Source organism: Geobacillus sp. PK12 (genome assembly GCF_004123125.1).
GTDB lineage: Bacteria > Bacillota > Bacilli > Bacillales > Anoxybacillaceae > Geobacillus > Geobacillus zalihae.
In genome coordinates this window covers 29044-43134 of record NZ_SDKL01000011.1, presented here as the reverse complement: position 1 = coordinate 43134, position 14091 = coordinate 29044, and the positions used below count along the sequence as shown (strand labels likewise).

General features: G+C 55.9%; 9 protein-coding genes and 2 pseudogenes. 4 read left to right on the top strand and 7 right to left on the bottom strand.

Annotated features, from left to right (window positions below; all coding sequences use genetic code 11):
- Positions 1–425: 425 nt before the first annotated feature.
- The 3 genes and pseudogenes from proB to ETR37_RS05550 all read left to right on the top strand — a co-directional run.
- Positions 426–1550, top strand: coding sequence for a glutamate 5-kinase (gene proB, locus ETR37_RS05560; protein WP_033006218.1), 1125 nt, complete (start codon positions 426–428; stop codon positions 1548–1550).
- Positions 1547–2791, top strand: coding sequence for a glutamate-5-semialdehyde dehydrogenase (locus tag ETR37_RS05555; RefSeq protein WP_129447024.1), 1245 nt, complete (start codon positions 1547–1549; stop codon positions 2789–2791). Before proB ends, ETR37_RS05555 begins: the two co-directional genes overlap by 4 nt.
- A gap of 81 nt (positions 2792–2872) precedes the next feature.
- Positions 2873–3097, top strand: a pseudogene (locus ETR37_RS05550) (beta-eliminating lyase-related protein); the annotation flags it as partial.
- Positions 3098–3326: 229 nt separating this feature from the next.
- Here the strand turns inward: ETR37_RS05550 and ETR37_RS05545 are convergent.
- The 3 genes from ETR37_RS05545 to ETR37_RS05535 form a co-directional block, all read right to left on the bottom strand.
- Positions 3327–3737: a GtrA family protein gene (locus tag ETR37_RS05545; protein WP_129447023.1), complete on the bottom strand. Its 411-nt coding sequence runs from the start codon at positions 3735–3737 to the stop codon at positions 3327–3329.
- Positions 3709–4671: a glycosyltransferase family 2 protein gene (locus ETR37_RS05540; protein WP_020755995.1), complete on the bottom strand. Its 963-nt coding sequence runs from the start codon at positions 4669–4671 to the stop codon at positions 3709–3711. The genes ETR37_RS05545 and ETR37_RS05540 overlap by 29 nt, the downstream gene beginning before the upstream one ends.
- A gap of 239 nt (positions 4672–4910) precedes the next feature.
- Complete coding sequence (locus tag ETR37_RS05535; protein ID WP_081132638.1) at positions 4911–6956, bottom strand: glycosyltransferase family 39 protein; 2046 nt, start codon at positions 6954–6956, stop codon at positions 4911–4913.
- A 153-nt stretch (positions 6957–7109) separates the two neighbouring features.
- Here ETR37_RS05535 and ETR37_RS05530 point away from each other — a divergent pair, with 153 nt between their 5' ends.
- Complete coding sequence (locus ETR37_RS05530; protein WP_129447022.1) at positions 7110–7487, top strand: hypothetical protein; 378 nt, start codon at positions 7110–7112, stop codon at positions 7485–7487.
- Positions 7488–7622: 135 nt separating this feature from the next.
- Here ETR37_RS05530 and ETR37_RS05525 read toward each other — a convergent pair.
- The 4 genes and pseudogenes from ETR37_RS05525 to ETR37_RS05510 form a co-directional block, all read right to left on the bottom strand.
- Positions 7623–10881, bottom strand: a pseudogene (locus ETR37_RS05525) (hypothetical protein).
- A gap of 210 nt (positions 10882–11091) precedes the next feature.
- The gene (locus ETR37_RS05520; protein ID WP_129447021.1) at positions 11092–11658 is read right to left on the bottom strand and encodes a shikimate kinase; all 567 of its coding nucleotides are present in this window, start codon (positions 11656–11658) and stop codon (positions 11092–11094) included.
- 16 nt (positions 11659–11674) lie between these two features.
- Entirely contained in the window at positions 11675–12703 is a 1029-nt protein-coding gene (locus tag ETR37_RS05515) for a LacI family DNA-binding transcriptional regulator (protein ID WP_205728139.1), read from the bottom strand.
- A 177-nt stretch (positions 12704–12880) separates the two neighbouring features.
- The gene (locus ETR37_RS05510; RefSeq protein WP_129447020.1) at positions 12881–14080 is read right to left on the bottom strand and encodes a CaiB/BaiF CoA transferase family protein; all 1200 of its coding nucleotides are present in this window, start codon (positions 14078–14080) and stop codon (positions 12881–12883) included.
- Between the last annotated feature and the right edge of the window lie 11 nt (positions 14081–14091).

Genomic DNA, 14091 nt, shown 5'->3' with positions numbered 1-14091 from the left:
GGGGAATCATTCCTGAATGTCACCCACAAATATTTTACTCACACAAATCAGCCTTTCCTCTTGACAACCGGAGCATTTGGCGTCATAATTTCTTACAAATTGCACTCCTTGACAAGAAAACAACAGGAACGGCACGGGACTAGTAAACCGAGGGAACGCGCCAGAGAGTGGAACCCATAGGCTGGAAGGTTCCTCGCGGGAAGCCGGTTGAACCTGCCCTAGACGGCCGCTTATGCAAACATAAGCCGCACGCCTGCGTTACAGGCTCGAGGGGGCGCTTTAGGCGCCAAAAAAGGTGGTACCGCGGAACGCTTTTCCGTCCTTTTGCGAAAGGAGGAAAAGCGTTTTTTATTGGCCGGCCGCTTCGCAGGACGGCTAGGCAATCCAACTCATGCCATTCAACACGCAAAGGAGGGAGGAACGCGATGAAACGGCAGCGCGTGGTGGTCAAAATCGGCAGCAGCTCGCTCACCGATCCGAAAGGTGGCCTTTGCCGCGACAAGCTGCACGGCCATGTTGAAGCCATCGCCTATCTGAAACAGCTCGGCCATGACGTCATTCTCATCACGTCCGGCGCTGTCGCCGCCGGGTTCGGGCCGCTCGGCTACCCGGCGCGGCCGACGACGATCGCCGGCAAACAGGCCGCGGCTGCCGTCGGGCAAAGCTTGCTTATGCAGGCGTACAGCTCGGCGTTCGCCCGCTTTGGCTTCACGGCCGCCCAATTGTTGTTGACGCGCAGCGACTTTTACAGCCGCGAACGGTTTCGCAACTTGTTCGCCACGATGACGACGCTGCTCGAACACGGGGCGATCCCGATCATCAATGAAAACGACTCCGTTTCCGTTGAAGAATTGACGTTTGGCGACAACGATATGCTGTCGGCGCTTGTCGCCGGCTTTTTGCACGCCGATGCGCTCGTTTTGCTCACCGATATTAACGGGCTGTATGACGCCAACCCGAAAACGAATCCACAGGCGAAAAAATACGCCTTTTTGCCGCACATTACCGACGAAATGATCGAAGCGGCCGGCGGCAGCGGCTCGGCAGTCGGCACCGGCGGCATGCGCTCAAAGCTTCTCGCCGCTCAAAAAGCGTTGTCCTTCGGCGTCAGCGTCTTTATCGGCACCGGGCGAGGCAAAGAAGCACTCGCCGATATTTTAGCCGGAAAAGGTGATGGGACGTACATCGGCGCCCCATTTCCGAAGCAAATGCAAATGCACAAGCAATGGATCGCGTATCACGCGCCTGTCGCCGGCACGATCACCGTCGACAGCGGCGCGGAGGAAGCGCTCCTTGCGCGCGGCAAAAGCTTGCTTCCCGCCGGCGTCACGGCCGTTTCCGGCGACTTTCATGCGATGGATGTCGTCGATGTTGTCAATGAGAAAGGGATCACGATCGGCCGCGGCCAAGTGTATTATGCCGCCGCCGATTTAGAAAAAGTAAAAGGACTTCCGAGCGAGGAAGCGCGGCAATACTCGTACTTGCACCGCCCGGAAGTCATTCACCGCGACAATTGGGTCACGTTGCGAAAGGAGAGTGTATTCAAATGACCGAACTGCTTGAAAAAGCCGAGCGTCTGAAAGCCGCGTCGCAGACGCTGGCTATGCTGTCAACAGAGGAAAAAAACGCCGCATTGGAACAAATCGCCCAAGCGCTTGACCGCGAACGCGCCTTCATTTTGCAAGAAAACGAAAAAGATATGGCCCAAGGCCGCGAGCAAGGGCTGTCACCGGCTTTGCTTGACCGGCTCCAACTCACCAATGAACGCCTGGACCAAATCATCGGCGGCGTCCGCCAAGTCGCTTCCCTTCCCGACCCGGTCGGAGAAATCGTCGAGGAATGGACGCGGCCGAACGGGCTTCGCATCCAAACGGTGCGCGTGCCGCTTGGCGTCATCGGCATGGTGTATGAAGCGCGGCCGAACGTCACGGTCGATGCCGCCAGCCTTTGCCTGAAAACCGGAAACGCCGTCCTGCTTCGCGGCAGCTCGTCAGCGCTTCATTCGAACAAAGCGCTTGTTTCCGTCATGAAAGGGGCGCTCCGCACCACCGCCGTGCCCGATGCGGCCATTGAACTGCTCGAAGACACGCGCCGGGAAACGGCACAACAGATGTTCCGCCTCAATGACTATTTGGATGTGCTCATCCCGCGCGGCGGCGCCGGGCTCATCCGCTCGGTCGTCGAAAACGCCACCGTGCCCGTGCTTGAAACCGGCGTCGGCAACTGTCATATGTTCATCGACGAATCAGCCGAGCGGCAAATGGCGATCAACATCGTCCTGAACGCCAAATTGCAGCGTCCGTCCGTCTGCAACGCCATCGAAACGGTGCTCATCCATGAGCGTTGGCCATATGCCGACGACTTGCTTGAGGCGCTGCACGCCCGCGGTGTCGAGCTGCGCGGCGACGACCGCCTCGCGTCATCGCACCCGTTCATCAAACCGGCGACGGAAGACGACTGGCATGCGGAATATTTGGCGCCGATTTTAGCGGTTAAGCTCGTCGCCGATGTCGATGAGGCGATTGCCCATATCCGCCGCTACGGGACGAAGCACTCGGAAGCGATCATCACCGAAAACGAAGCGAACGTCCGCCGCTTTTTCCAAGCGGTCGACGCGGCGGTCTTGTACCATAACGCCTCCACCCGCTTCACGGACGGCGAACAGTTCGGCTACGGAGCGGAAATCGGCATCAGCACGCAAAAGCTGCACGCCCGCGGTCCGATGGGGCTTGTCGCCATCACGACGACAAAATCGCTCGTGTACGGGACGGGGCAAATTCGAACCGTGTAACCAAGGGCGGGAAGCGGGACCCCGCCCCTGCGCTCCCGTCCTTTTGACGCATACAACGATTAGGAAAGAAGGGGGGCCACGATGCCGTTCATTGATTTTCGCAGCGATACCGTGACCAAACTGACGCCAGAGATGCGCCGGGCGATGTCGGAAGCCGAAGTCGGCGACGACGTATACGGCGAAGATCCGACCCTCAATCGTTTAGAAGCGTTGGCGGCCAAAATGCTTGGAAAAGAAGACGCCTTGTTCGTCACGAGCGGCACGCAAGGAAATCAAGTCGCCATCTTGACGCATTGCCGCCCGGGGTTTCTGTGAAAATGTCGCACCGACGAGCCATGATTTTCACCCTGAGTGGAGAGCGGACCGCGGCTCATGGACCTTTCCGTGAAAATCCCATGCGGGAAGCGATGATGTTCGTCTCCGGGTGGAGGGCAAACCGTTGCTCGTGAGCCCTTTCTGTGAAAATCCCTGGCCGGCAATCCATGGTTTTCATCCCCAGGTAGAGGGCAAGACGTCGCCTATAGATTTGTTTCTGTCAACGTTCGCTTCGCGGTGCCGCAAACACCCAACAGCGGCTGCCGATGAAATTCACCGCCATGCCCATGATCGTGGCCGCACCTTTCGCGAGCCAAAGCGGTCCAAGCCGTTCGGCCGCCAACAAGACAACAAGCGACACCCCAAGCGACAGCCCGTTGACCGCAAGAAACCGAAGCAATTCCCCAATATTCGCCCTTTGCTTCATTTGAAACGTCCAGCGCCGATTCCAAACGTAGCTGTTCGCCACCCCGGCGCCGTAGGCAACGGCTTGGGCAACCGCCGCCTTAGCGCCTGCAGCAGTCAACAAAAAAAAGACGGCGAAGTCCACCGCGGTATTGCTCACCCCAACGAGGCCAAACCGCCATACGGCTTGTTTTTCTTTACGGAATATATGAAGGCTTTCGTTCATGTTTCGTTCCGACTCCCCACGTTTCGTTGACAATATAGAGCGGACGCTCTTTCACTTCATCGTAAATCCGGCCGATATATTCGCCAATCGCGCCGAGCATGAGCAGTGTCACCCCGTTGCCAAGCAGCATGACCATCGACAACGACGCCCAGCCGGCGACCGTTGAATGGGCAAACCATTTAAGGTAAAGGACAACGAACATCCCCACCACACTGGCCGCCGACATCAAGAACCCAAGCCAACTCGCTAGCTTCAACGGCTTGTATGAAAACGAGGTAATGCCATCAAGCGAAAAACGGATCATCTTTTTGAGCGGGTATTTCGTCTCGCCGGCGAAACGCGGCTCCCGCTCGTATTCAACCGCCGTCTGCCGGAAGCCGACCCAACTTACCAGCCCCCGAACAAACCGGCTTCGCTCTCTCATATAGCGTAACTGATCGCACACTTTCCGGTCAATAAGGCGAAAATCGCCTGTATCGACCGGAATGTCGATTTCAGTCGCCGCTCGCAGCAAGCGATAAAACACGTAAGCCGTCCATCTTTTGAACACCGTCTCGCCCTTCCGCTTGACGCGCCGGGCATACACCACTTCATACCCTTCCTTCCAGCGTTCGATCATCTCTAAAATAAGCTCGGGGGGGTCTTGCAAATCAGCGTCAATGACGATGATCGCTTGGCCCGAGGCATAGTCCATCCCTGCGGTAATGGCGATTTGGTGGCCAAAATTGCGGGAAAAGTCAATGTACTTCACGGTGTCATCCTTCACGGCCAATTCCCTCAAGATCTCCAGCGTCTCATCCGTGCTGCCGTCGTTAATGAACAACAATTCATACGGTTCGTCCGTTTGCTCCATGACAGTTTTCAACCGCCGGTACGTCTCGCGGATGACCAGCGCCTCATTATATACAGGGATAATGACAGAATAGGTCGCCATTCATGTCCCCTCCTTCGTTCGCTTCTTGCCTTTTTCTGCGAAAAGACAGCTCACACACGCCTCTATCCTCACACCCGAAAAAAGAGAGCGATGCAAACCGCATCGTTTTGCACCATCGTGCTCAAAGCGCAGCTTTTCGCGTGCGACGTCCCATGATTTCGCGAAAAACCGCACGGCGCTTCCGTTGCAAGTGGAAAAACGTTATCGAAGTATTCGCCAACATACTCGAGCACCAGATGCTAGCCGTTGTACACGTACAGCGTCATTCCTCCGCGGCCCATGCCGCCAAAGGTCTCGCTTTGCCCACCGCCCCATTGTGACGACGGCACTTCTTGGCAATGCGTTTTGATCCATTGCACCAGCTCATTGTCGCCCCGTCCCTCTCCGGAGAGAAGGAAATACTTCACCTCGCCGTTTTGGACCATCTTCTCCAACTTCGCGGGGGTCAACACTGGATCGGTTCCCCCAAATCCACCCATCGCCATCACCGCGCGGTCGGTATGAAGCATCATCTCCGCCGCTTCGGTTGCTCGAATGGTCGCGGCCAAGTATTTGGTTTTTCCAGCGTGTTGCTCTAAATAAGCCACTAAAGCGGCCAATGAATGGCGGCCTCCAAGCTCAGTCCCTTCATCCGAATGCACATCCCTTTGCCCTTGCCGCCAGCGCCCGTCCTGCCCCGCCGGCATCGCTGCAGTCAGCATGGCGCCTCCTTCCCGGCGTAAATCGGGCCCTGCATATGGGATCGTGCTGTTTGTTCCGTACAACACAGGTGTGAGCGACCAATACGCCGGCAGCACAAGCAAACCAAACAGCGCGGCCGCATAGACGATTCGCTGCCAGCGCTCGCGCCCTTCCATCGCCAACCAGAGGCAAACGATCGCCAGTCCGTAAAATCCAACTGCCATCGGCCACACGGCCGACAATGAGTGGTTGTATTGCCAAGCAATCCATATATCAAACGCATAAGTGGCCAAAAGAGCCGTCGGAAACAGCCATGACATTCGACGTTCACCGGTTCCAAACGAAGCGAGCATCTTTCCTCCGGCTCCCACCAACACTGCAATCGCCGGAGCCAGCATACTTAAATAGTAACGATGGTAAAACCCGGCGATGCTGAAAAACACCATCATCGGTCCAAGCCAAGCAAGCCAAAAGAGCAAGAAACGATGAAACAACGTTATTTGGCGGCGGCGCCATACATCAGCCATCCATCCGACAGCTACCACCATAACAAACGGCAGCAGCCAACTCGCTTGTCCGGCTAAAGGAAGCTGGAACAGCCGAAAAACGCCGGGATCGCCAATCTCGCCGCGGCCGATTCCGCCCATGCCGCCTCCTGGAGCAGAAGGAGGGGCTCCTGGCGCTCCGGACATCGAAGGCGGTGCTCCTTCTGAAGGAAATGCGCCATTGTCTCCATCGTTTGACGGTGCAGTGATGCCGCTCGTTTCTGTCAACCTCTCTCTCCCATTAAAATCCGTCCCCATTCTGCCGCCCGGCCCGGCCTCCCCCGTCAGCCGTTCAATGCCGTTGTAGCCTAGGGCCAGCTCCAACACCGAATTGGTTTTGCTGCCGCCAATGTACGGACGTTTATCGGCCGGAATCAAAGCGACAGCTCCCGCATACGAAAGGGAAACGGCAAGCAGCACGACCGTGGCCATCGCCAAATGGCCCGTCCGTTTTTTCCACGATGTTTTCGCCGCCAACCAATAGAACAAGTAAAACGCCGGCAGCACCATGTACGCCTGCAGCATTTTCATATTAAACCCCACCCCAACGACCGCAAAGCTGCCGATCAGCCATGCGAGCCGCTTGGTCATGACGGCTTTCATCAACATCCAAACCGCGACAAGCAGCGTAAACACCAATACGGCGTCAATGTTGTTCGTACGCGCCACGGCCACAAACACCGGGGTGCAGGAAAAAATGAAGCTTGCCCAGCGCGCCGCTATCCGACCCGCCCACGGCTTGACGATGACGTACATCATCCACGTCGAGGCAACCCCCGCCAACGCTTCCGGAAGAAGCACGCTAAAATCGCTCACTCCGAACACTTTCACGCTCAACGCCTGCAGCCAAAGCGCGGCCGGAGGCTTATCAACGGTAATGAATCCCTCTGGATCAAGCGCGGCGAAGAAAAACGCCTTCCAACTTGCAGCCATGCTTTTCGCCGCCGCCGTATAATACACATTGGAACCGCTGTTTCCCATTTGATAGAAGTGCAAAAAAGCTGACCATGCCATGATCGCCGTAATCCATCCATCCCATTTCCATTTTATGTTCTTCATCGACTCTCCCTTTCCGTCACGTTCTTCGTCTCCTGCCGTTACGTTACCCCGTGTTGGTGAAAGTTTGGTGAAAAAATCGAGCGAATGGACAAGGTTTTCATTTCGCTGGCCGCAGACGTGTGCTATGATAAAAGGCGAAGGGAGGTGAATCGTGTGGAAGGAGCCACCATGGTGCAACAAATTTTAAAGGCGCTCGACTTGCATTCCGGAAAAATCCAGAAACAAATGAAGGAAATGGAAGATCGACTGCGCGCTGAAATCCAAGACACAGAAAACCGACTGCGCGCGGAGATCCAAGATACAGAAAATCGGCTGTATGCCAAAATTCGCGAAACGGAAGACCGGTTGCACCAAAAACTCTTGGATCTGGAAAAACGCACCGACGCTCGGTTTGAGCGCTTGGAAACGAAAATGAACTATTGGCGCCTTGAATGGTCGGAAACACAGGAAACCGTCGACTTCCTCGCCCGCAAAACCCTCCAACATGAACGAAAACTCCGTTCCCGAGCTGAACAAAGCGAAATCTCTTAAAAAACGAAAAAAGCCAAACCGACCGCCGGCACTTTCCTGCTTGACGATCGGTTTGGCTTCTGCCTTCTGTTGTTTGAACAGGCGCCTGCTTTGATGAATGATCGCGATGTCGAGAGGAGGCAAGCCCTTTTCTTTTTATTCCACTCCCTGCTGCTTTGCGATGTTCACGCGTGAAAACGCCTCTTTCATCACCTCATACGACTGCTTCAGCCGCTCATGATAGCGCGGCGCCTCCCACACCGGCCACGTGTACTCATAAAATCGCGCGGCCGGCAGCACATTCCCGTTCATCGCCGGGAAAGAAAACGAACTGCCCTCGCCCGCGACGTACACACCGAGACGGATGCCCGCGACGATCCGCCGGCTCTTCAAGCCATCTTTCGACCACATGTCGCCCATCACCTCGCGCCGGCTCGGGTCGGTCACGTTCAAAAGCGCCCATGGCAGGCGGATTTCGTACATATCGCCATTGCGGCTGACGCTGATATCCGCGAGTGAATCGTACGCTGCATCGTCGGGGTTGGCCGTGCCAAACCGCAACACCCCGGTTTCATATGAGTCGAACGGCACGGCCTTGCCGCGGGCTTCTTCCAATTTTTTGTTCAATGTCAGGCGAATCGGGTGGTAGACGCCGTTATCTTTGCGATTGGCGTACGGCGCCGCCGGCATCATATGCAGCTCTTTTCCGTAATGGAAGTAAAACGTGTCATAGTAGCTGTCGACAAGCAGACGGGCGCTCTGTTTTCCATGAATGACCAAGGCAAAGTCGATTCCCGCTGTCCGGACGCCAGACAGGCCGGGCAGACGCGATTGCCCTTGATTCGGAATCGTATCAAACGCCATGTAGACCGTCGTCCGATCGGTGATGCGTCCGCTGTCAAGCCGCACATACAAATACCCTTCATCGCTTGTGACGTACAGCGCCCGCTTGCCCTCTGTCCAAGCCGGCCGGATTCCGTTGAATGTCCAATCGTCTTTTCGGCCGTCGACCTTCATCATCGCGGCTGCGCTTGGACCTGGCTCAAACCGAAGCAATCCAAATTGTTGTTCGTTCGTCTGCACGTTCAGCCAAAACGGGCGGCGGTCCTGGTTGTCATAATCCATTGTGTTCCATGTCCGCTTGAACCATTCATCCTGCCAGGAAAACAACAGCCCTCCCGCCATCCACTCATGGACGATGTCCTCAAACAGCTCCCGGTCGATCGTTCCTTGTTCTTGTTCCGACAAAAACCCCTGATTTTTCCCGTGTACATTTCGATGCGCCATGCCGCGCGAAGAAGGAACGCCAAATTCAGCGACCAAAATCGGCATCCGGTGCGCCGCCTTCATGTCATGCAAGTAGGCGGCATAGCTGTTCTGCTCGCCGCGTTGGTCAACATAGCTGACGTATTTTTCCTCACGATTCAAAAAGTCAGGGTAATACGGATAAATATGGTATGACGCAAACAACCCGGCCTGCAGCTCGTGAGTGGCGTACATGACATTGGGGTTGACGGAAACAAAATCTTCTTTCACAAACGGTTCGGCCGGATGGCGGAGGAGGTCGGTCGTCACCCAATTCGTAAAACTGACCGGCCGCTGCCAGCCGTATGTTTCCGTTTCATACGCCACCGCTTCGTCGATCATACGGGCCAGCCATGCCTCAAACGGGCTCGCTCCTTTCGTGTATACGTATTTGCCGCGGTAGTCGCCCTGCTTCGGGTGTTTTTCGTTCGTCGCCGCCACAACGTCCGGATCCCACTCGACACCGAAAATCCAGCCGAGAACATACGGAGAAAGGTCGTATCGGTACATCCCGCCGGCATGCCCAGGCCGTTTTGCAATGCGGGCCTTGCCATGAACGAGGTCAATCGTACGGCGAATGTCCGTGCGAAACGCCTCACTCACCTCAGGCGCCCACACATCCTTCGTCCGCAGCATCGTCCTTTCATCGATCCAGACGCCATGGAACAAATAAAGCGGCTGCTTCGCTATTTGGTTGTACTCGTAAAGCGCCTCGTAAAACGCCGGCGGGTGGATCGTATAGACGCGGATGGCATTCGCCCCCATCGCCCCGATGTACTGCAGCCAGCGGAAATATTCTTCCTTCGTAATCTTCGCCTCTCCCGGAAACGCGCCGGGCTTGCTGATGCCGAGGTTGACGCCTTTAATAAGCAGCGGCTCCCACCGTCCATTGCGATATACTTGAAGATAGTCGCGCCCGACCGTTCCCGCCAAGCGGACGCCGCTTTGTTCCGCCGTTTGAACGGCGTCCTGCAGCTTGCCATCTTCCTGATATGCCTTGATTTCCCGCAAAATCGCTTTCATCATCGGCACGTACGCCTTCCAGTAAAAGGCCGCGCCGTTGTCCGGGCGGCTGCCCGCCGTCCATTTGCGCCATACATCCAGCCCCACGGTCTGATAAACGGAAGGCAGTTCCCCTTGATCAGCGTAATCGCCGCAAAAGTAATACGACTGATACGTCTTTGTCTCATAGCGAACAACGGCTGGAAACGAAAGCGGCAGCCCGATCGCCCGCAGCTTCTCTTTCCCGCGCTCAGACAGTGACAACGTATACGTTGCCAACACCATGTGTTTATCAAGCGGCTTGACGATGTCAAACCAATACGAATACGATGTGCGCATCTTGCCGCCCCAACGGGCTTCCCCCGCTTTTGTGGAGGAAAACATGACGCCACCGCCGCCAAGGTCGCGCCGATCGAGGACAAGAAGCCGATCCGATTCATCGACCAACACTATACCCGGCCCGCGGAACGAAAACGGCTTTCCGTATTGCGCTTTGTAGTTTTCTTTCACCCACACCGGCACTTCCCGGCTTCCCAAGTCAGAAAAATAACGGCCAATCCAGCCGGTCCACTCAAGGCCGAACAGCTGGGCAAACGAGGCGCGCACTTCGTTTTCTGTCGGATGGGCCATCGAATTGAACTCAGCGATCAACGTTTTCCTGCCTTGGCGGGCAAACCGCCAAAGCGACTCCATCTCCTGCCGCTCAAGCCCGCCGTACACTTTCGCCGAACGGGCGCCGTCCGTTTGCTTGCGGACGAACTCCTCCTCATATACCCCCGTATGTGTCAACGATATAGACCGCATCGTACCGCGCCATCTCCTTTGGCAGCGGCCGCACCTCGTACGTTCCATCCTTTTTCGGCCCAAACCCGGCGTAATCGCGTGCTGCTTTGTATCGCTCTCCGTTGCCGTGGACGTATTTTTGCTGATTCAAGACCCAAACGAGCCCTTGATGCTCGCGGTACGACTGATCGGGCACCGTTTTGTCGACAATAAGCAAATCGAGCTTCGTTTCTGGTTTCAGCCACCAAAGCCAATAGGGCGCGAACAGAACCAGCACTGCCAAGACCATATACACATAAAGCCAGCTGAACACCCGCTTCTCCATCTCCCCACTCTCCCAATCTTTCACCTATTTCCCCTATTTATAACAAACGAAACGATTGTCCGGCAAGAACAGGCAGATGCGGCATTCGAAATTTCTTTTTTGGTCAACCGAAGTCCATTTCCAATCAAATGGCGGCAACCCTTGCCGATGAAAAAATCAAAAAAGCAAGCTCCCTTTCCTAGGAGCTTGCTTGCCTGCCACTAGATCCTCTCAACGGTTCGGCTCGTACACATCCCACGTCCATTTAATCGACTGAACAATTTGGTCCGCCGCCTGTTCAGCCTCGAGCTCATTGATGATGACGCGGGAATGGTAGAGCGCATAGGCTGATTGGCGCTGGAAAAAGAGCTGCTCCACTTCTTCCAACGTTTTGTTTTTCAACACCGGCCGGCTGTCGACAATGAGCGGCAGCCGCTCTTCCTTCCAATGCTCCCACGACAAGTCAAGGAAAAAGACGATGCCGTGGGCCAAACAGGCGCGCCGCACCTCTTCCTGCAAATACGCGCCGCCGCCGAGCGAAAGGATTTTCAACCTTGTATTCGTGCACAAATCAACGATCAGCTCGCGCTCAACTTGCCGAAAATACGCTTCCCCTTTTTGCGCGAACATCTCCGGAATCGTCATCCCGTGCTGCCGCTCGATTTCCGCATCGACATCGATAAAGTCGCGGTACAGCTTCTTCGCGACAAGCTGCCCGATCGTTGTTTTCCCCGCTCCCATAAAGCCGATCAAAATGATATTTCGCTCGCGGAGCGGGATGGCGGTTTGCCTCTCCACGTTGCTTCACCTCTTTTTACTCTCTCTTTCCGGAAGACTGGCGGATAACGAGCTCCGGATGCAAAATCGTCCGTTTCGGCTCGCCGTCATCCCCTTTCATGCGTTCGTGCAATCGCCGCGCTGCGCACGCACCGATCTTTTCTGGGAATGCAGCCACCGTCGTTAGCGGCGGTTGAAACAGCGCGGATTCTTGAATGTTGTCAAAACCGACGACCGCAATGTCGCGCCCCGGAACGATCCCTTCCTCTTTTAAGCCAAGCATTGCGCCGAACGCGACGACATCGTTGTAACAAAAGAGCGCTGTCGGCGGGTTGGGTTGCTGCAGCACGCGTTTGGCCGCCATTCGCCCGCCTTGCCTTGTCGTCGCCGATGGCACAAGCAGCGTGTCATCCACCTCAATGCCTGCTGTGCGCAAGGCGTCGCCGTATCCTGCCCGGCGCGCCTTCCATACGGACGACTGCGGGGAACCGCCGATAAAGGCGATGCGCCGATGGCCGCGGTCGAGCAAATGCTCGACCGCCATCCGCCCGCCGGCCACATTGTCAATCCCAATATAATCAAACAACCCGGGCGGAAGCTCTTCGCGGGCGAACAATACGACGGGGATGTCCCATTGCCGAAGCCGCTCGAGCATCTCTGCCGAACATCCGGGAACCGGGCTCATGATCACACCGCCCACCCGATGCTCCAGCATCGTCGACAATAAGGCGTCTTGTTTTTCCGGCCGGTCAAACGTCGTGCCTAAAATGACCGTATATCCTTCCTGATCGAGCGCCTCATGGACGCCAACGAGCAATTCGGAAAAAAACGGGTTGTCAAGTTCGGTGATAATAAGACCAACTGTCGACGAACGCTGCGAACGCAAATTGGCCGCCACGCGGTCATAGACGTAGCCAAGCTCTTTCATCGCTTGGAGCACTTTTTTTCGCGTTTCTTTCGAAATATTCGGACTCCCACGGACGACAAGAGAGGCGGTCGCCCGCGACACGCCGGCGTGTTTGGCGACTTGTTCGAGCGTCACGCGGGAACGCTTTTTATCTGACACCGTTCGAATCACCTGCTTTACCGTCGCTTTCACCTATCAAAAGTATAAAGGCTGGCGGCAAGCAGTGTCAATGCAAGGCGTGGGCTGCCGGGAAAACAAACTTCGAAACAAAAAAACCCGGCAGCCTCGCACAAGGCAAGGAGCCGGGAAGGCGGAAAGCCGCAGCCGTTCGCTCATTCATATGATCCCGTTTTCTCGCAGCCGCTCAATGTCTTCCTTGGACATGCCAAGCATCGTTTGCAAAATCTCTTCGGTATGCTCCCCTAAATCCGGAGCAGTGCGGCGGATGGCGCCTGGCGTTTTTTCGAATTTCGGCACAATGCCGGGCATTTTAATTTTGCCAAGGCGTGGATGGGCGACTTCGATGATGTTTTCCCTCGCTTGGTAATGCGGGTGCTCAAAAATATCTTTAATGCTCAAAATCGGACTGACCGGCACGCCATGCTCATCCAAAATGCGGAGCAATTCATCGCGCGTCTTCGTGCGGATCCAGTCGGCGACGATGCCGTTTGTCTCTTCATGATGAGCGAGCCGCCGTTCGTTTGTGCAAAATTTCTCATCCGTCAACATATCTTCCCGCCCCATCGCTTTCGCCAGCCGCTCGAACGTCGAATCGGTGCTGGTGACAAGCACGACCCAATGCCCGTCTTTCGTCATAAACGTGCCCGCCGGGCTCGAATGGCCGGACAATCCCGGCGACCGCTCGCGCACTTTGCCCAATTGGTCATATTCCGCCACCAAAAACTCCATCATGCGGAACACCGATTCGTAAAGACCGATATCGACCATCTGCCCTTCGCCATTCGGATGGACATCGCGGTGGTAAATGGCCGTCACCGCCGCAAACGCCACATAAATGCCGGTAATGTAATCCGTCAACGAAAACGATGGGCTGACCGGCGGACGATCCGGATACCCTTGCAAATACGTAAACCCACTGAACGCCGTTGCCGGTGTACCGAATCCGGCTTTCTCGCGAAACGGACCCGTTTGCCCGTAGCCCGAGACGCGAATCATCACCAGCTTCGGATTGATCCGCTTCAGTTCTTCATATCCGCCGCCCCATTTTTCGAGCGTGCCGGGACGGAAGTTTTCAATGACAATATCGACGTGGCGGACGAGCTCTTTAAAAATGTTCATTCCTTCTTCTTTGCGCAAATCCAACGTGAGCGACCGTTTATTGCGCGCCAGCCCGGGCCAGCGAAGCGGCTCACCGTCCTTGAACGGCCCGACATGGCGGAGCGTATCCCCTTTCCCTGGCAATTCCACCTTGATGACATCGGCGCCAAAATCACCGAGCAAAACCGCTCCAAACGGCGCCGCGATCATCGTTGACACATCGAGCACTTTGACGCCTTCCAACGGCAAACGCCCCATGATGCTCTCCT